This is a genomic window from Stenotrophomonas sp. G4 (assembly GCF_003428825.1).
Classification (GTDB): domain Bacteria; phylum Pseudomonadota; class Gammaproteobacteria; order Xanthomonadales; family Xanthomonadaceae; genus Stenotrophomonas; species Stenotrophomonas indicatrix.
Window position 1 is genome coordinate 673,595 of record NZ_CP031741.1, and the last position, 19,513, is coordinate 693,107.

The 19,513-nt window shown below is 68.9% G+C and carries 12 protein-coding genes; all 12 read left to right on the plus strand.

The features are described from left to right. Nucleotides 1-360: 360 nt before the first annotated feature. The 12 genes from D0Y85_RS03010 to D0Y85_RS03065 all read left to right on the plus strand — a co-directional run bounded on the left by D0Y85_RS03010 (nucleotide 361) and on the right by D0Y85_RS03065 (nucleotide 19,504). Nucleotides 361-8,817: an ESPR-type extended signal peptide-containing protein gene (locus D0Y85_RS03010; RefSeq protein ID WP_117309497.1), complete on the plus strand. Its 8,457-nt coding sequence runs from the start codon at nucleotides 361-363 to the stop codon at nucleotides 8,815-8,817. A 161-nt stretch (nucleotides 8,818-8,978) separates the two neighbouring features. Beyond that, complete coding sequence (locus D0Y85_RS03015; RefSeq protein WP_205420726.1) at nucleotides 8,979-10,865, plus strand: S8 family peptidase; 1,887 nt, start codon at nucleotides 8,979-8,981, stop codon at nucleotides 10,863-10,865. A gap of 135 nt (nucleotides 10,866-11,000) precedes the next feature. Beyond that, nucleotides 11,001-12,722 (plus strand): type II secretion system ATPase GspE, encoded by a 1,722-nt coding sequence (gene gspE, locus D0Y85_RS03020; protein ID WP_117309498.1) that lies wholly within the window; start codon nucleotides 11,001-11,003, stop codon nucleotides 12,720-12,722. A 24-nt stretch (nucleotides 12,723-12,746) separates the two neighbouring features. Further along, entirely contained in the window at nucleotides 12,747-13,967 is a 1,221-nt protein-coding gene (locus D0Y85_RS03025; protein ID WP_117309499.1) for a type II secretion system F family protein, read from the plus strand. A gap of 49 nt (nucleotides 13,968-14,016) precedes the next feature. Further along, the gene (gene gspG / locus D0Y85_RS03030; RefSeq protein WP_093818848.1) at nucleotides 14,017-14,460 is read left to right on the plus strand and encodes a type II secretion system major pseudopilin GspG; all 444 of its coding nucleotides are present in this window, start codon (nucleotides 14,017-14,019) and stop codon (nucleotides 14,458-14,460) included. 6 nt (nucleotides 14,461-14,466) lie between these two features. Next, nucleotides 14,467-14,961, plus strand: coding sequence for a GspH/FimT family pseudopilin (locus D0Y85_RS03035; RefSeq protein ID WP_117309500.1), 495 nt, complete (start codon nucleotides 14,467-14,469; stop codon nucleotides 14,959-14,961). Next, nucleotides 14,958-15,377: a prepilin-type N-terminal cleavage/methylation domain-containing protein gene (locus D0Y85_RS03040; protein ID WP_025876704.1), complete on the plus strand. Its 420-nt coding sequence runs from the start codon at nucleotides 14,958-14,960 to the stop codon at nucleotides 15,375-15,377. The genes D0Y85_RS03035 and D0Y85_RS03040 overlap by 4 nt, the downstream gene beginning before the upstream one ends. After that, nucleotides 15,374-16,006 (plus strand): type II secretion system protein J, encoded by a 633-nt coding sequence (locus D0Y85_RS03045; protein ID WP_093818850.1) that lies wholly within the window; start codon nucleotides 15,374-15,376, stop codon nucleotides 16,004-16,006. Before D0Y85_RS03040 ends, D0Y85_RS03045 begins: the two co-directional genes overlap by 4 nt. Further along, nucleotides 16,003-16,866: a type II secretion system protein GspK gene (locus D0Y85_RS03050; RefSeq protein ID WP_117309501.1), complete on the plus strand. Its 864-nt coding sequence runs from the start codon at nucleotides 16,003-16,005 to the stop codon at nucleotides 16,864-16,866. Before D0Y85_RS03045 ends, D0Y85_RS03050 begins: the two co-directional genes overlap by 4 nt. Further along, nucleotides 16,863-18,032: a PilN domain-containing protein gene (locus tag D0Y85_RS03055; protein WP_117309502.1), complete on the plus strand. Its 1,170-nt coding sequence runs from the start codon at nucleotides 16,863-16,865 to the stop codon at nucleotides 18,030-18,032. Before D0Y85_RS03050 ends, D0Y85_RS03055 begins: the two co-directional genes overlap by 4 nt. Continuing rightward, entirely contained in the window at nucleotides 18,007-18,726 is a 720-nt protein-coding gene (gene gspM / locus D0Y85_RS03060) for a type II secretion system protein GspM (RefSeq protein WP_032977172.1), read from the plus strand. The genes D0Y85_RS03055 and gspM overlap by 26 nt, the downstream gene beginning before the upstream one ends. After that, nucleotides 18,716-19,504: a general secretion pathway protein GspN gene (locus tag D0Y85_RS03065; protein WP_117309503.1), complete on the plus strand. Its 789-nt coding sequence runs from the start codon at nucleotides 18,716-18,718 to the stop codon at nucleotides 19,502-19,504. Before gspM ends, D0Y85_RS03065 begins: the two co-directional genes overlap by 11 nt. The last annotated feature ends 9 nt before the right edge of the window (nucleotides 19,505-19,513 follow it).

Below are 19,513 nucleotides of genomic sequence, written 5' to 3' on the forward strand. Positions count from 1 at the left end.
ACGGAAACTCCTGAACTGGCCATCAGTTACATGCGTTTTCATAAGTGAGGATTTCCTCACGTACGCCTAACAAAATGCGGACATAAACAAGTGAAACAGTGAACTGCTTCACGGCAATGGGTTTTGCTGCGTCAAACTCTTGACGATCCGCAAAGATGCCGTTAACACTTGACCCCCGTTTCAAATCTGTTCATCCCGCAGTAACCGCACGGCGCATGCGCTCGGTTTTCTGTCCCTGCGCGCCGTTCGGCAATACCCGCAGTAAATCACGCGAATAAACGCCCCCAGGGGACGTTGGGCCACGAAGGCTCGGCGGTGGCGTTGCTTTGCCCAAAACCAGTCCAATCAGGAGCCGTACCGATGAATCGGATTTATCGCAAGGTCTGGAACAAAGCATTGGGTCAGTTGGTGGTGGCCTCGGAACTGGCCTCTTCCAGCTCATCAGGCGGGGTCGTCGACCAGCGCCGCGGTGCGACCGATGCCGCGCCGGCACGACTGGCTGCAGCGCTGGCCTTGGCAATGGGACTGGGCATGACCGGCATCGCTGCGGCGCAGTCGGTTGAGATTGGGGGCAGCGCGAACTGCGTGGTGCTCAACAGCAAGGTGCTGGACAAGTGCGTGGTCGATGGCAGTGCCAGCGCCAAGGGCAGCAACGCGGTGGCGATTGGCGCGGGGACCAGCGCCACCGGCGCCAACAGCGTGGCGTTGGGCGCCGGCTCCAAGGCAACGCGCGCCAACACCGTTTCTGTCGGTGATGCCGGCAAGGAACGGCAGGTGACCAATGTCGCCGCCGGTACCGCCGCCACCGATGCGGTGAACAAGGCACAGCTGGATGCACAGGCGCGCGCCACGCAGGCCGCACTTGCGCAGGCGGCGGCCGAGGGCAGCCGCTATTTCAAGGCCGATGGCGCTGGCGATGACAGCGACGCGGCAAAGATCGAAGGCCAGGGCGCCATCGCGGTCGGTAGTGGCAGCCAGTCGCTGGCCAACGCCACCACCGCGGTCGGCACCCAGGCGATTGCCGCAGGACTTGGTGCCAGTGCCTTCGGCCAGAACGCGCTCGCCTTCGGTGATGCCAGCGTGGTGGTCGGGCAGAGTGCGGCCGCCTTCGGTCTTGGCGATACGGCGGTGGGCGCAAGTGCCGTGGCCGCCAGCGAGAACGGTGCAGCCACCGCGTTGGGTGCACTGTCCGAGGCCAGCGCCGATGGCGCTACCGCGGTCGGCGCGGGTGCCGTGGCGATGGGCCCCGGCAGCACCTCGCTGGGCCGTGGTGCAACCGCCGCCAACGAAGCGTCGATTGCCGTCGGTGCGTTCAGCACGGCGGTGGGCGAATACAGCGCCGCGCTGGGTTCCAATGCGGCGGCCGTGGCCACCGGTAGCGTGGCGCTGGGCGCCGGTTCGCTGGCCGAGCGCGTCGATACCGTGTCGGTGGGTGCGGTCGATTACGGCCTGACCCGGCAGATCACCAGCGTTGCCGCCGGTACCGAAGATACCGACGCGGTCAATGTTGCTCAGTTGAAGGACGTGGCAGCGGTAGCAGATACCACCGCCAAGCGATTCCAGGCCACCGGCAGCAGCAACAGCGATGCCGGTGCGTTGGCCGAGGGAGATGACGCGCTCGCCGCTGGCGAAGCCGCCAATGCGATCGGCAACGGTACGACCGCGGTCGGTGCAGGTGCGACCGCAGTCGCGCAGAACGCTACTGCGGTCGGCAACAATGCGCAGGCGTCGGGCCAGAACAGCGCGGCCTTCGGCAACAACGCGCAGGCGGTCGGCCCGGGCAGCGTCGCTGTCGGCGGGGCCGCGGTGGATGCCGATGGCAATCCGCTGATCACCAGTGGCGGCGTGCCGGTAGAGACCGGCGCCACCAGTGCCGGGGTCGGTGGTACCGCCGTCGGCGCCAGCGCCGATGCCGGTGGTTTCGCAGCGTCGGCGTACGGCGTGGGAGCCTATGCGGCAGGTGCGCAGTCGTCGGCATTCGGTGCAGTGTCCAATGCCATCGGCGATTATTCCACCGCCGTCGGTACGCAGAGCAACGCTACCGGCACCAGCAGCGTGGCCATCGGTGGCCCGGCCGACCTGATCCCGGGCCTGGGCTTCTTCGTGCAGACCCAGGCCAGTGGCGAAGCGGCCACCGCCGTCGGTGCCGGTGCCATCGCCAGCGGCGACCAGGCCGTGGCCAATGGCAGCCTGACCGAGGCCTCCGGTGCCGAGTCGGTCGCAGTGGGCTACTTCGCCTATGCACCGGGCGAGAACGCCAGTGCGCTCGGCGCGCAGACCTGGGCCAGTGGCACGCAGAGCACCGCCGTCGGCTACTACGCCACTGCGCGTGGTGCCAACAGCGTTGCACTGGGCGCCAATTCCGAAGCGGTGCGCGCCAACAGCGTGGCCGTGGGCAGTGCGGGCAACGAGCGGCAGATCACCAGCGTGGCTGCCGGCAGCGAAGCCACCGACGCAGTGAACAAGGCACAGCTGGACGCCGTGGCCAGCACCGCCGACACCACCGCGCGCTTCTTCCAGGCGCAGCCGGAAAGCGGCAGCGATGCCGGTGCCTATGCAGAAGGCGAGGGTGCGGTGGCGGCGGGTTCGGCCAGCAACGCCATCGGTGCCGGCGCGCTGGCACAGGGCGCAGGCGCGGCGGCCATCGGCGCCGACAGCGTGGCACTGGGTCGCAATACCTTCGCCGACGGTGAAGGTGCGGTAGCCGTGGGTGGCCTCGGCCAGGCCTACGACGAATACAACCAGCCGCTGCTGGATGAGCAGGGCAACCCGGTGCAGATCGGCACCACCGCCTCGGCCGGTTCCACCGCCGTCGGCAATGCCGCGCAGGCGACCGGTGCCAGCAGCAGCGCCTTCGGCAATGCGGCGCAGGCCACCGGCGACAACAGCTTCGCGGCGGGCGGCAAGGCGCGCGCCACCGGCAGCTATGCCGTCGCCATCGGCGACAGCGCCTTCGCCAAGGCCGATGACAGCACCGCCGTGGGTGGCTACAGCACTGCCAGCGAGGAAGGCGCCACCGCCTTCGGTGCCGGCGCGTGGGCCACCGGCCGCAATGCCTCGGCGTTTGGTCCGGCGGCATGGGCCAGCGCCAACGGTGCCACCTCCATCGGCTACAACAGCTGGGCCAACGGCACCAGTTCCACCGCCGTCGGCCGCGGCGCCTTCAGCTACGGCGACAACAGTGTTGCGCTGGGCTTCCAGGCACTGGGCAACAGCGTCAACAGCATCGCCATCGGCACCAACACGGTGGCTGGCGGTGAAAGTGCGATCGCCCTGGGCGCGGGCAGCACGGCCAGTGGCAACAACGCGGTTGCACTGGGTGCCGGTTCGGTGGCCAGCCGCGACCGCAGCGTGTCGGTGGGCAGCGCCGGCAACGAGCGGCAGATCACCAGTGTGGCGGCCGGTACCCAGGCCACCGATGCGGTGAACAAGTCGCAGCTGGACGCGGTTGCAGCCAGTGCCGCGACCACCAGCAAGTATTTCCAGGCCAGTGGCAGTGCCGACAGCGACGCCGGTGCCTACGTGGAAGGCGACAACGCGCTGGCCGCGGGTGAATCGGCCAACGCCATCGGCAACGGCGCAACCGCCCTCGGCAGTGGTGCCAATGCACTGGCCGGCAACGCACAGGCCATCGGCTTCAATGCCTTGGCCAGCGCGGCCAATGCCAGCGCCATCGGTGCCAACGCACAGGCGACCGGCGAATACGCCACGGCTCATGGTGCCGAGAGTGAAGCCAGCGGCGAACAGAGTGCGGCCTTCGGCGCGGCCGCGGTGGCCAGCGGCGCCGGCAGCACCGCCAGCGGCGTGCTGTCCGAAGCCAGCGGCGAAGAAGCCGTGGCGGTGGGCTACTTCAGCAACGCCAGCGGTGAGGCCGCCACTGCGGTCGGCAGTGAAAGCGTGGCCAGTGGCACCGCTTCGGCAGCATTCGGCATCGGTGCTGAAGCGACCGGTGGCTACAGCACCGCCATCGGCGGTTACGCCAACGCCTCGGCATTCAACGCCACCGCCTTCGGCAACTTCGCCAACGCCTCCGGTTCCAACAGCGTCGCGCTGGGTGGCGATTCGGAAGCATCCGGTGCCTACAGCACCGCCACCGGCCAGGGCAGCCTGGCTACCGGCACCAATGCCGTGGCCGTCGGTGGCTCGTTGTTCGGCCTGCTGGCGACCGAAGCATCCGGCGACTATTCCACCGCGGTCGGTGGCGGCGCCTATGCGCCAGGCATCAACAGCACCGCGCTGGGCAATGCGGCTGAATCGCGCGGTGCCAACAGCGTGGCGCTGGGTGCCGATTCGATTGCCGACCGCGACAACACCGTGTCGGTCGGTGGCGGCGGCAACACCCGTCAGATCACCAACGTGGCCGCCGGTACCCAGGGTACCGATGCGGTGAACAAGGACCAGCTGGACGCGGTGGCCGCCGAAGGCGCGAAGACCAGCAAGTACTTCCAGGCCAGCGGCAGCGCCGACAGCGATGCCGGTGCCTACGTGGAAGGTGACAGCGCGCTGGCTGCCGGTGAGGCCGCCAATGCGATCGGCACCGGCGCCACCGCACTCGGCAGTGGTGCAACGGCGGTAGCGGCGAACGCTACGGCGGTAGGCTTCAACAGCCTGGCCAGCGGCGGCAATGCGGCTGCGGTGGGCAACAACGCACAGGCGACGGGCGAAGACAGCGCGGCGCTCGGCAGCGGCGCGGTGGCCAGCGAAACCAGCACCACTGCGACCGGTGCAGGTGCGCAGGCGACGGCGGTGTACAGCACGGCCAACGGTGCCGAGGCGGGCGCCAGCGGTGCGCAGTCGCTGGCCAGCGGCTTCCGTTCGGCAGCCTCTGCAGACGGCACCACGGCGGTGGGCGGCTACAGCGAAGCCAGTGGTCGCCTCGGCTCGGCGCTGGGCTATGGCACCGTGGCCAGTGGTGCCAACAGCACCGCTGCCGGCGTCTTCGCTGCGGCGTCGGGCGCCAGCTCTGTGGCGATGGGTGATTCCAGCGAAGCCAGCGGCGATGAGAGCGTGGCCATTGGTGGCAGCACCTTCTTCGGCCTGGTGCCATCACGTGCCAGTGGCTACGGCGCAGCGGCGTTCGGTGCCGGTGCCTGGGCCACCGACGACTACGCCACTGCAATCGGCTGGAATTCGTGGGCCGATGGCGCCGAGTCGACGGCCCTGGGCGCCAGCGCTACCGCCAACGGTGCCAACAGCGTCGCCCTGGGCGCAGGCTCCAAGGCCGACCGTGACAACACGGTGGCCGTCGGCAGTGCCGGCAGCGAACGCCAGGTGACCCATGTGGCGGCCGGCACCGAAGGCACCGATGCGGTCAACAAGAATCAGCTCGATGCTGTCGCCGCTACGGCGGACAAGACCAGCAAGTACTTCCAGGCCAGCGGCAGCGCTGACAGCGATGCCGGTGCCTATGTGGAAGGCGACAACGCACTGGCTGCCGGTGAAGCGGCCAATGCGATCGGCAATGGCGCCACCGCGCTCGGCAGTGGTGCCACGGCCGTGTCCGCCAACGCGACCGCCGTGGGCATCAACTCGCTGGCCACGGGCAGCAATGCGGCTGCGGTAGGCAGCAACGCGCAGGCCACCGGCGAAGACAGTGCCGCACTCGGCAACGGCGCGGTAGCCAGTGGCATCAGCGCCACCGCTACCGGCACCGCTGCACAGGCCAGCGGTGTCTACAGCACCGCCAACGGTGCGGAAGCCGTCGCCAGCGGTGCGCAGTCGCTGGCCAGTGGTTTCCGCAGTGCCGCTTCGGCCGATGGCACCACCGCCATCGGTGGCTACAGCGAAGCCAGCGGCCGCCTCGGCACCGCGCTGGGCTACGGCTCGGCAGCGACCGGTGCCAACACCACGGCTGTCGGCTTCGGAGCGGCGGCAGCAGGCAGCGGCGCCGTCGCCGTCGGTCAGTCCAGCCAAGCCAGTGGCGCAGAGAGTGTCGCCATCGGCGGCAGCACCTTCTTCGGCCTGATTCCGTCGCGTGCCAGCGGTACCGGTGCGGCGGCCTTCGGTGCCGGTGCCTGGGCGACCGATGACTACGCCACCGCGATCGGCTGGAATGCATGGGCCGATGCGGCTGACAGCACCGCCCTGGGTGCCAGCGCGACCGCCAACGGTGTCAACAGTGTCGCCCTTGGTGCGGGCTCGAAGGCCGACCGCGACAACACGGTGGCCGTCGGCAGCGCGGGCGGTGAACGCCAGGTCACCCATGTTGCCGCCGGCACCGAGGCCACCGATGCAGTGAACAAGGGCCAGCTGGATGCCGTGGCCAGTGTCGCCGACAAGACCAGCAAGCACTTCCAGGCCAGCGGCAGTGCCGACAGCGATGCCGGTGCCTACGTCGAAGGTGACAATGCGCTGGCGGCCGGTGAAGCGGCCAATGCGATCGGCAATGGCGCCAGTGCGCTCGGCAGTGGTGCCACCGCGGTCGCGGCCAACGCCACCGCCGTCGGCTTCAATGCGCTGGCCAGTGGTGAAGACGGTGTGGCGATCGGCAGCAGCGCCAGCAGCACGGCCGGTGGCGCGATTTCCATCGGCGTGGAAAGCAGCAGCGCAGGCCCGGCCAGTGTGGCCCTCGGTGCGCAGTCCCAGGCGCAGGGCATCGGTGCGGTCGCCGTCGGCGGCATCGCCCAGGCCAACGGGCTGGCCGCAACCGCCGTCGGTTATGGCGCAACCGCTGATGGTCGCGAAGCCACCGCCGTCGGCAACTTCGCGTCGGCCAACGGCTGGCAGTCCACCGCCTACGGCGCTGGTGCCACGTCCGCCTTCTTCGGCACTGCGCTGGGCAGTGGCGCGCAGGCCGCCGAAGTGTCCACAGCCGTGGGCCAGGGCACCGTCGCACAGATCGCCGGTGCTGGTTTCGGCGTGCAGGCGCGCGCCGGCCAGTTCGGTACCGCACTGGGCAACAATGCCACCACCGGGCTCAATGGCGTGGCGGTCGGCTTCAACGCGCTGGCCGGACAGGACGCCAACAGCGTCGGCACGGGCCAGTACACCACCGCGATCGGCAGCGAGGCATGGGCCACCGAGGACGGTGCCACCGTGGTCGGCTACAACAGCTATGCGCAGGCCACCAATGCCACCGTGCTGGGCAGCAATACCTGGACCACCAAGGACGCCGAGAACAGCGTGGCGCTCGGTGCAGGTTCGCTGGCCGACCGTGCCAATGCGGTATCGGTGGGTGCGGCGCAGGAGTGGGTCGATGCTGCCGGGGTCAGCCACAGCGCGATCAACCGCCAGGTGACCAACGTGGCCGCCGGTACCCAGGCCAACGATGCGGTGAACAAGGGCCAGCTGGATGCGGTGGCCTCCACCGCCGACGCCACCAGCAGGCACTTCCGTGCCAACGGCAGCGGCACCGCCACTGCCAGCGGTACCAACGCAGTGGCGGTGGGCTCCAGTGCCACTGCCAGTGGCAACCGCAGCAATGCACTGGGCAGCAACGCCAGCGCCGTCGGCAACGCATCACTGGCCGTAGGCGCCAATGCCGCCGTCACCGGCAGCAACTCAGTGGCAATCGGTGCCGGCGCGCGTGCGGTGGATGCAAACGTGGTGTCGGTCGGCGGCGGCAACGGCACGGATGGTCCTGCTACGCGCCGCATCGTCAACGTTGCCGATGGCCGCATCGCCGCCGGCAGCAGCGACGCCGTGACCGGTTCGCAGCTCAACGTCACCAACCAGCGGGTGGGCGCGGTGGAAACCCGTGTCGGTGATTTCGACTCGCGCATCGCCACCGTTGAAACCAGCGCGGCCAGTGCGGTCGGCTACGACGATGCCAGCCGCGACCGCCTGACCCTGGCCGGTATCCAGGGCACCACCCTCGACAACGTCGGCGCCGGCAGCATCGCCTCCGGCAGCCGCCAGGCGATCAACGGTGGGCAGCTGTTCCAGTCGCTCAGCGATGCCGCCAGCTTCCTCGGCGGCGGTGCCAGCGTCGGCATGCAGGGCGTGTTCGTCGCGCCGAACTATGTGATCCAGGGGTCCACCTACAGCAACGTCGGCGACGCGCTGGGCGCACTGGACCGCAAGGTCAGCGAGATCGATCGTCGCACTGCCAGCGGCACGCGTTCCGGCGCGGCCAGCCTGCGTTCGATGGCCGCTGCGCTGGACGCAGACGCGTCCAACGTGGCCACGGCGTCGGCTGCCACCGACGCGAGCCTGGCTGATGGCGGATCGGCAACGGCCCGTGTGCAGGGCACGCCGACCGCTGCCAGCGCAGGCAGTGCTCAGCCAGCACTGGTCGCAGGCGGTGGCGTCAACGCCGTCGCGATGGGCGATGGCGCTGTCGCCAGCGGTGCATCGTCCACCGCTGTCGGCCAGGGCGCGAGTGCAACGGCGGCCAATGCGGTGGCGCTGGGCCAGGGCTCGGTTGCCGATCGCGCCAACACCGTCTCGGTCGGCAGCGAGGGCAACGAACGCCAGGTCACCAACGTGGCGGCCGGTACCACCGCAACCGATGCGGTCAACAAGGGCCAGCTGGATCGTGGCATCACCACCGCCAACAGCTACACCGACAGCCGCGTGCAGGCAGTCACCGACAGCTTCGATGTGTTCAAGGGTGAAGTTGATGGACGCCTGCGCCACATGGATCGCCGCATCGACCGCCAGGGCGCGATGAGCGCAGCGATGCTCAACATGGCCACCAGTGCCGCCGGCATCCGCACCCAGAACCGGGTCGGCGTCGGCATCGGTTTCCAGGGAGGCGAGTCGGCCATGTCGCTGGGCTACCAGCGTGCGATCAGCGATCGCGCCACGGTCACCGTCGGTGGTGCCTTCAGCAGTGATGACAGCTCGGTCGGCGTCGGTGCCGGCTTCGGCTGGTAAGTGCGCAACAACGTGCCGGTGGGCAACCCATCGGCACGTCGAGCAGTGAGCGCCAAAGGGGCGTGGCATGGCAACCCTGGTGGGCCAGCCAGGGCAGTCGCAGGGAGTGATGGCCGTAGTGAGCTCTGTCCGTGCAACGGGCGGAGAAGGAAAGCTCAACCATGACCTTGAAGAGGATTTCGAACGTGACCAAGAAGCAGACCCTTCGCATCAATGTGCTGGCTGCCGCCGTGTTGTCGCTGACTGTCGGCGTCGGTGCGGCGCATGCGGCCAAGCCGGGCGTGGCCAAGGAACCGGCGCGCGTGGCCAGCACTGCCCAGCAGAGCGTGGACGGCATCATCGTGAAGTACCGCAACGGCACCGCGGCCGCCAGCGATCGTTCGACCAAGCTCTCGGTCGTGCAGTCGGCACTGTCGCGTGCCATCGTCAGCAGCGGCACCACCAGCCGTGCTGCGGCACTTTCCCCGCTGGTGGAGCGCAAGCTCGGTACCGGTGGCGACCTGATCCGCCTGAAGTCCCGGCTGGGCTCGGCCGACATGCAGAAGGTGCTGGCTGAACTGAATGCCGATCCGTCGGTGCAGTACGCGGTGGCCAACGTGCGCCTGCAGCGCTCGGACCTGCGTGCCACCAATGCGCAGCCGGCACTGGTGCCCAACGATCCCAACTACGCGCAGTACCAGTGGAACTTCTTCAACGCCACCGGTGGTGTGAATGCACCGGCCGCGTGGGATCTCTCGCAGGGCGAGGGCATCGTGGTCGCCGTGCTCGATACCGGCATCCTGCCGGGCGTGCCGGATTTCGGCAGCAATCTGCTGGAAGGCTACGATTTCATCAGTGACAAGGAATCCTCGCGCCGCCCGAACGATGGCCGCGCACCGGGGGCCACCGACTACGGCGACTGGGTGGAAACGGCCAACGAGTGCTACACCGGTTCCGAACCGGAAGGCAGTTCCTGGCACGGCACGCACGTGGCCGGCACCATTGCCGAGGTGACCAACAACGGCAGTGCCCTGGCAGGCCTGGCCTACAAGGCCAAGGTGTTGCCGGTGCGCGTGCTGGGCAAGTGCGGCGGCACCCTGGCCGACATCAGCGACGCCATCACCTGGGCGTCGGGCGGCACCGTGCCGGGCATTCCGGCCAACACCAATCCGGCGGAAATCATCAACATGAGCCTGGGCGGTGGCGGCGCCTGCGATGCCGCCTACCAGGACGCGATCAACGGCGCCGTGTCGCGCGGCACCCTGGTGGTGGTCGCGGCCGGCAATGAAACCGACAACGCGTCCAAGTACCGTCCGGCCAGCTGCAACAACGTGGTGGCGGTGGGTGCGACCCGTGTCACCGGTGGCATCACCTACTACTCCAACTACGGCACCGCGGTCGACCTGTCGGCCCCGGGCGGTGGCGGCAGTGTCGACGGCAACCCGAACGGCTACATCTGGCAGGTCGGTTCCAGTTCGGAAACCACCCCGGACGCCGGTGAGTGGGTGCTGATGGGCAAGGGCGGCACGTCGATGTCCTCGCCGCACGTTGCCGCGGTGGCTGCCCTGGTGCAGAGCGCGCTGATCGCCAAGGGCAAGGAACCGCTGGCCCCGGCCGCGCTGGAAACCCTGCTCAAGCAGTCGGCGCGTCGCTTCCCGGTGACCATTCCGGCGGCAACCCCGATCGGTAGCGGCATCCTCGATGCCAAGGCCGCACTGGATGCCGCGCTGAAGGAGCCGTGCACCGAGAACTGCGAGCCGGAAGGCATTCCGCTGACCAACAAGGTGACCGTGGGCGGGCTGGCCGGTGCGGCCGCCAGCGAAACCGTCTATACCTTCGAAGCGGCGGCCGGCAAGACGCTGAGCGTGCTGACCTATGGCGGCAGCGGCAACGTGTCGGTATACCTGGCGCAGGGCCGCGTGCCCACCGCGACCGACAACGATGCCAAGTCGACCCGCCCGGGCAACACCGAAACCGTGCGCGTGGCCAAGCCGGTGGCCGGTACCTACTACATCAAGGTGGTGGGTGAGGCCGCTTACAGCGGGGTGAGCATCCTGGCGACCCAGTAATCACCGGCTGTCGTAAATGAACAAGCGAGGCCCGTTACCTGTGTGACGGGCCTCGTCTTTTCACGAAAGAAGAATCGGAGCGGGTGGAAACCACGGCTTAACTGCTAAAGTCGGGACGATCGACAGGAGAGTCATGTGAACGCGCTCGCTGCCACTGCCACCGACGATACTGAAGGCCGCATCCTCGATGCGCTGCTGGCACGTGGTCGGCTCAAGGAAGGAGATCTGGCACGTGCGCGGCCGCTGCATGCCGAGTCCGGTGGCAGCCTGCTTGGCCTGCTGGTACGGCTTGGGCTCGTGTCCGAACGTGACCAGGCGCAGGCCAGCGCCGATGTGCTTGGCCTGCCGCTGCTGGAAGGACGGCAGCTGCCTGAATCGCCGCCGCAGGCACTGGCCGAAGGCCTGCCGCTGTCGCTGCGCTTCCTCAAGCAGTTCCACGTGTGCCCGCTGGCGTTGGATGAACACGGCGTGCAGCTGTGGTTGGCCGACGCCCACGATCCTTACCCGCAGCAGGCTGTGCAGTTGGCACTGGGTGTACCGGTCACGCCGCTGCTGGGCATGCGCGCGGAGATCGATGATCTGGTCGAGCGCTGGTTCGGCCAGGGCCGCAGTGCGATGGGCGCGATCGTGGAAACCGCCGATGGCGAGGGCGGCGCAGTGGACGATATCGAGCACCTGCGCGATCTCGCTTCCGAAGCGCCGGTGATCCGCCTGGTCAACCTGGTGATCCAGCGCGCGGTCGAACTGCGCGCGTCGGACATCCACGTCGAGCCGTTCGAAAACCGGCTGAAGGTGCGTTACCGCGTCGATGGCGTGCTGGTCGAAGGCGAGAGCCCGCCGGCCAACCTGACCGCCGCGGTGATCAGCCGCATCAAGATCATGGCCCGGCTCAACATCGCCGAGCGCCGCCTGCCGCAGGATGGCCGCATCATGCTGCGCGTGCAGGGCAAGGAACTGGACCTGCGTGTCAGCACGGTGCCCACCGCGCACGGCGAAAGCGTGGTGATGCGCCTGCTTGATCGCGAGACGGTGGTGTTCGATTTCCATCGGCTGGGCTTCACCGATGCCTTCCTGCCGCAGTTCCGCAAGGTGCTTGAACAGCCGCACGGCATCCTGCTGGTGACCGGCCCCACCGGTTCGGGCAAGACCACCACGCTGTACACGGCGTTGAGCCAGCTCAACACCGCCGACGTCAAGATCATCACCGTTGAAGATCCGGTCGAGTACCAGATCGAAGGCATCAACCAGATCCAGGCCAAGCCGCAGATCGGGCTGGATTTCGCCAATGCCCTGCGCAGCATCGTGCGCCAGGATCCGGACATCATCATGATCGGTGAAATGCGCGATCTGGAAACCGCGCGCATCGCGATCCAGTCAGCGTTGACCGGCCACCTGGTGCTGTCCACGCTGCACACCAACAATGCCGCAGGCGGCATTACCCGCCTGCTCGACATGGGCGTGGAAGATTATCTGCTCACCTCCACCATCAACGGCATCCTGGCCCAGCGCCTGGTGCGCCGGCTGGAGCCGACCCACGCCGAACGCTACGAAGCCTCGCCGGAAGAGATCGAACGCTTCGACCTGCGCCGCCTGCAACCGGATGGAACGATCCACCTGTATCGCCCGAAGCCTTCGGCGCTGGCGCCGACCGGCTACCTGGGGCGCACCACCATCATGGAATTCCTGGTGATGAACGACGCGCTGCGCCGTGCGGTGATGCGTCGCGATGGCATGGGCGAGATCGAGCGCATCGCCCGCGAAGCCGGCATGCGCACCATGTACGAGGACGGCCTGAGCAAGGCCCTGAGCGGGCAGACGACCCTCGAGGAAGTCCTGCGCGTGACCGAGGAAGGCTGATGCGCGTGCAGGGACGACGCTGACATGCCGAACTACCGTTACAAGGCACTGAACCCACACGGTGAAGTGTTCGACGGACAGATGGAAGCGGCCAGCGAGGCCGAGCTGGTCGCGCGCCTGCAGGACCAGGGCCATCTGCCGATGGAGACGCAGCTGGCCGACGGGGGGGCGGTTGGCGGCAGCAGCCTGCGCGGCCTGTTCCGCCAGCGTCCGCTGCAGGGCGCGGCATTGCTGCAGTTCACCCAGCAGCTGGCCACCCTGCTCGGTGCCGGGCAGCCGCTGGACCGCGCGCTGTCGATCCTGCTCAGCCTGCCCGAAGACGAGCGCTCGCGCCGCGCGATCACTGACATCCGCGACGTGGTGCGTGGTGGCGCGCCGCTGTCGACCGCGCTGGAACGCCAGCACGGCCTGTTCTCGCGTCTATACGTGAACATGGTGCGCGCCGGCGAAGCCGGTGGCAGCCTGCACGAGACGCTGCAACGCCTGGCCGACTACCTCGAACGCAGCCGTGCGCTGCAGGGCAAGGTGATCAACGCGCTGGTCTACCCGGCGATCCTGCTGGTGGTGGTGGGCGGTGCGCTGCTGTTCCTGCTGGGCTACGTGGTGCCGCAGTTCGCACAGATGTACGAAAGCCTGGACGTGGCGCTGCCATGGTTCACCAACCTGGTGCTGCAGCTGGGCCTGTTCGTGCGCGACTGGTGGGTGCTGCTGCTGGTGGTGCCGGGCGTGCTGCTGCTGTTGTTCGAACGCAAGGTGCGGCAGCCCGCGTTCCGTCTGGCGCTGGATGGCTGGCTGCTGCAGCGCCGGGGCATCGGCCGCCTGCTGGGCGAGCTGGAAACCGCGCGGCTGGCGCGCACCCTGGGGACACTGCTGCGCAACGGCGTGCCGCTGCTGGGGGCACTGGGCATCGCCGGCAACGTGCTTGGCAACCGCGCCCTGGCGGCAGACCTGGAGACCGCCGCCGACGAGGTCAAGAACGGCACCGGCCTGTCGCTGGCGTTGTCGCGCGGCAAGCGTTTTCCCCGGCTGGCGCTGCAGATGATCCAGGTCGGCGAGGAGTCCGGCGCGCTCGATACCATGCTGCTGAAAGCTGCTGATACCTTCGAACAGGACAGCGCCCGCCGCATCGACCGCCTGCTGGCGGCGATGGTGCCGGCGATCACCCTGGTGCTGGCCTCGGTGGTCGGCGCGGTGATCGTGGCCGTGCTGGTGCCGTTGTACGACCTTACCAACGCCATCGGCTGACGATGGCCTCCTTCGCAACCCCGACATCCCGTACCTGAAAGGACCGACCATGATTGCTTCCCGTCGACCGATCCGCCTTTCCTTCACCGCCGCACGCCACCAGTCGGGCATGAGCCTGCTGGAGATCATCATCGTCATCGTGCTGATCGGCGCGGTGCTGACTCTGGTCGCCAGCCGCGTGCTCGGCGGCGCCGATCGTGGCAAGGCCAACATCGCCAAGGCGCAGGTGCAGACCGTTGCCTCCAAGGTCGACAACTACCAGATCGACACCGGCAAGCTGCCCGCCTCGCTCAACGACCTGGTGACCGCACCGGCCGGCGTCGCTGGCTGGCTGGGCCCGTATGCCAAGCCTGCCGACCTCAACGACCCGTGGGGCCATGCGCTGGAGTACCGCGCACCGGGCGAGGGCCAGGCGTATGAACTGATCAGCCTGGGCAAGGACGGCAAGGCTGGCGGCAGCAGCGTCGACGCTGATATCCGCTACCAGCCATAAGCACGCATGCTGCTTTTCCTGCCGCGCCGGGTGTCACACCCGCGCCTGCACGGCAGGCGCGCGGCGGGCCTGTCGCTGCTGGAAATGCTGCTGGTGATCGCGTTGATCGCGGCCATCGGCCTGATCACCGCCGCTGGCATGTCGCGCGGCTTTGCCGGCATGCAGCTGCGCAGTGCCGGCAAGGACATCGCCAACCAGCTGCGCATGGTGCGCGCGCAGGCCATTGCCCGCGGCGAACCGCAGCGCTTCGTGATCGAACCGGCGCAGCATCGTTGGCAGGGCGCCAGCCAGCGCCACGGTGAAGTGCCGGCCAAGCTGAAGGTGCAGTTCGAAGGTGCCGCGCAGTTGGCCACCGCGCCCGGCCAGGGCGTGATCGAATTCCATCCCGATGGCGGTTCCAGCGGCGGCCGCATCCGCCTGCAGCTGGAGAGCGCCGAGTGGCGCATCGATGTGGGCTGGTTGACCGGTGAAGTCCGTTCCGGACCGTGGCGGGCGCAATGAGGTCGCGCGCCCGGGGTTTCACCCTGCTGGAAGTGATCGTTGCCTTCGCCTTGCTCGGGTTGGCGCTGACGCTGTTGCTGGGCAGCCTGTCCGGCGGCGCGCGGCAGGTGCGCGACGCCGAGCTGCGCACGCGCGCGGTGCTGCACGCGCAGTCGTTGCTGGCCGCCGCCGGGGTGGAAGCACCGCTGCAGGCCGGCAGCCAGCAGGGCGAGTGGGAGCAGGGGCGTTATCACTGGCAGCTGCAGGTGCAGCCCTGGGCCGAGCCGCGCAGTGGTGCGCTGCCCGCTGCGCAGTCGCCGGGCGCACCCTGGCTGGCGGAACTGCAGCTGCAGGTGCGTTGGGGCGACAGTGAACGCGAGCAGTTGCGCTGGCGCAGCCTGCGTCTGTTGCCGCCCGCGCTGGAGAATGCGCGATGAGGCGCCGCGCACGCGGCTTCACCCTGGTCGAAGTGATGCTGGCCACGGTGCTGCTGGCAGGCGGCCTGGCGTTGGCGTTCGCCAGCGTGCGATCGGCGATGGCGATCAGCCAGCGCGGCGAGCAGATTGCCGCGCAGAGCGAACGCATGCGCGCAGTGCAGGCCCTGCTGCGGCGGCAGCTCGCCAGTGCCCTGCGCAGCCCGCTGGAAGTGCCCGATCCCACCCGCGAACCGGTGTTCTTCCAGGGTGACGATCAGGGCATGCAGTTCGTTGCCGACCTGCCGGGCTATCTCGGTCGTGGCGGCCCTTACCTGCATGCGCTGCAGGTGGATGGCGCAGCCGGCCACCGCCGCTTGCTGCTGGGGCTGGTGCTGCTGCAGGAAGGCGAGCGCATCGAAGAGAACCCGCCGCGCCCGCCCGAAGTGCTGGCGGAGGAGCTGAAGGACGTAAGGCTGCGCTACCGCGGTGTCGACGCCAGCAACGGGCAGCTGACCGAATGGTTGCCACGCTGGGAGGACACCCGGCGCCTGCCATTGCTGGTGGAAGTGCAGATCGTGCCGGCCAGGGGCGCGCCGTGGCCGCCGCTGGTGGTGTCACTGCGGGCCGGTGGCAGCGGAGGTGCGCGATGAAGCGTCCACGTGGTGCCGCGCTGGTCCTGGTGTTGTGGTTGATCGCGCTGATGACCGCGCTGGTCGGCGCCTTTGCGCTCAGCGCACGGGTCGAACACCTGCAGCAGCGGGTGCTCGGTGACGACGCACGCGGCCAGGAGCGCGCCCGCGCCGGCCTGGAATACGCGTTGCTGCGGCTGCAGCCGGACCCGCAGCGTCCGCCGTGGCAGGCTGATGGCCGCGCCTATCGCTGGCAGTTCGACGACGCCCGCATCGAGATCCGGGTGCTGGACGAGAACGGCAAGATCAACCTCAACCTGGCCGATGCGGCCCTGCTGTCCGCATTCATGCAGGCACTGGGCGAGCCGGCAGAAAGCGCCAGGCAGCTGGCCGGTGCGATCATCGACTGGCGCGACGAAGACAGCCTGCTGCAGCCCGGTGGCGGTGCCGAGGCGCCGGAGTACGCCGCCGCAGGCCTGCCCTATGGCCCGCGCAACAAGCGCTTTGAAACCCTGGGCGAACTGCAGCGAGTGCTGGGGATGCGCGGGCCGCTGTATGCCGCGATGCTGCCGCACCTGACGCTCTACAGCCGGCAGGCGCGACCGGATCCACGCTTCGCCAGTGGCCCGGTGTTGACCGCAATGGGCCTGGATGCGGAACAACTGCTGGCGCAACGCGCCCAGCAGGAGCGTGACGGAGATAACGCTGCGGGTGCATCGGCGCTTGCCAGCGGCAGTGGCACCTATAGTATCGAGTCCCGCGCCACTGACGGCAGCGGACGCCTGTCGGTGCTGCAGGCGGTGGTGCGCAACGGATCGGGCGGGGTGCCCGGCCGGACCTACACAGTGCTTCGCTGGGAGCAGGGAATGGCAGCAAGATGACGGCGTGGCAGGACAGTCTGCGGCAGGTGCAGGGCCAGATCGGCCCCGGTGCCGGCCGTTTCCTGCGCTGGTGGCGGCAGTCGTTGCTGGCCTGGGTGCCGATGCGTTGGCAATGGGCGCTGGGCTGGTCGCAGACCCGCCTGCTGCTGCAGTGCGAAGACGGGCAGTTGCAGGTCTGGCGCGAAACCGGTGACGGCCTCGAGCCTGTGGCCCGCCTGCCATGGCCGCTGCAACCGGCGGACCTGGACCGCGTGCTGGAGCCGCGCCTGCGCAGCCTGCCACGGGTGTGGCTGCTGCCGGCCGGGCAGGTCCTGCGGCGCACTCTGCGTCTGCCTGCCGCAGCCGCTGACCGCCTGCGTGCGGTGGTCGGCTACGAGATCGACCGGCAGACACCGTTCGAAGCCAGCCAGGTCAGCTATGACATCCGTGAGCTGGGCAGTGCCGGCGAAGGCCTGCTGCAAGTGGAGCTGGTGGCCTGGCCGCTGCGCCAGCTGGATGACTGGCGCGCGCAGATCGGAGCGTGGGCCGACGTGCTGGCCGGTGTCGATGCGATCGATGCCCAGGGCCGCGCGCTGCAGGTCAACCTGCTGCCGCCCGCGCAGCGTCAGCAGCGACCGGACCCGATGCGGCGCTGGAACCTGCTGCTTGCCATGGCTGCGCTGGTGATGCTGGTGCTGGCGGCGATGCAGTTGCTGGACAACCGTCGTGACGCCGTCGATGCGCTGCGCGCAGACGTCGAGCGCAGCGCCCGCAGTGCGCGCGGCGTGGCCAGCGAACGCAGCCAGCTGCAGGCGCTGCTGGATGGAGCGGCGTTCCTGGAAGCACAGCGCAACCAGCGCGCCAGTACCGTCGAAGTCTGGAACGAGCTGACCCGACGCCTGCCCGATGGCACCTACCTGGAAAAACTGGCGATCGAGAACAACAGCCTGCAGTTGATCGGCCTCAGCAGCGAAGCATCGCAGCTGGTCACGCTGCTGCAGGACGCGCCGCAGTGGCGCAAGGTCAACCTTACCGGCGTGCTGCAGGCTGACGGTGCCGCCAGTGGCCGCGACCGCTTCACCCTGACCGCCGAGCTGCAGCCATTGCCTTCGGCGGCAGCGGCGCCGGCACCCGCCCCGACTGCAACCACGGAGGCGGCCAATGCCGATGCCAAGCGCACGCCGTGACCGCTGGCTGGCACTGGCACTGTTGTTGGCAGTGCTGGGCCTGGCCTACCTGCTGCTGGTGCACCCGTGGTTCACCCAGCCGCTGCTGGCGATCGATGCCGATGCCGCCGCCCTGCGCGAGCGCCAGCAGCGCGTGCAGGCGCAGCTGCAGCAGCAGCCGCAGATCGAACAGCGGCTGCGCGCAACCCGCGACGCCCTGCAGCAGCGCCCGGGGTTCCTGCAGGAAGCCACCGCCGAGGCCGCCGCGGCCGCGCTCGGCGCACGCCTGCAGGATGCGGTGGCGATGGCCAGCCCGGGCAACCGCAGCTGCACCATCAGCAACCGCACGCCGTTGAGCGACAACCGTCGCGATGCTGCGTTCGTGCGCGTGGCCATGCAGGTGCGCCTGCGCTGTGGCGTGGCCGAACTGGCCACCGTGCTGCACAGCCTGGAGACCGGCAGCCCGCGCCTGTTCGTGGACAACCTCAACCTGATCGCACAGCGCTTCCAGCAATCGCCCAACGAATCCGGCCTCGGCCTGGATGTGTCCTTCGAGCTGGCCGGCTACCTGTTGCCGGCGGCTGCTGCCGATCCCTCGACAGCACCCGTGGCCACGCCGCCTGCAGCAGCGCCGGTGGCGTCGCCGCCGGCACCTGTGCCGTCACCGGCGGAGCAGCCTGCCACCGATGCGCAGGAGGTGGCCGATGAAGCTTGAGCAGATCAGCCTGCGCACCGGGCTGTTGCTGGCGGTGGCCGGATGGGCCGCAGCGCTCTGGCTGGCCACCGGCTTCGGTCTTGGCAGCCAGCTGCCCACGGTCAGTGCGGAGGGCGACGCCCAGGCCGCGCTGCCGGCGCTGCCCGTGCTGGCGCCCGAACGCATGGCCGGCGCAGACAGCTACAGCGTGATCAGCGAACGGCCCCTGTTCGCCGAAGACCGCAAGCCGCGCCCGTATCTGCTGGGGGGCAGTGAAGCCGCCGCCAGTCCGGCACTGCGCCTGACCGGCGTGCTGATGACCGGCGACTTCAGCATGGCCACCTTCACCACCGAGCAGGGCCGGTCGCTGCGCCTGCGCCTCAACGGCGATGCAGTCGATGGCTGGCAGCTGGTGGCATTGGAACCGCGCCAGGCCACGGTGATCGGCTCCAGTGGCAGCCAGGTGCTGGAACTGGCCGTGTTCAATGGCCAGGGCGGTGAAGCGCCGACCGCGCTGCGCGGAGCCGCTGGCACACCGCCTGTGCCTGGCGCGGTGGTTCCGCCGCCGCCACCGCAGCCAACGCCCAGCCAGACCCTGCCCAACCCCCGTGCCGCCGATGGCAACGTGGCTCCCGCCTCGCCTGCACCGGCCGCGGCCGCCGCACCCCCTGCAAACACCAACGGTCCCAGCGAAGCGCAGATGCAGGCCATCCGCGAACGCATCCAGGCCCGCCGCCGTCAGCTGCAGCAACAGCAGCAACAACCGTCGCCGCCCCCGGGCGATGGCACCAACCGATAGAGTGAATGC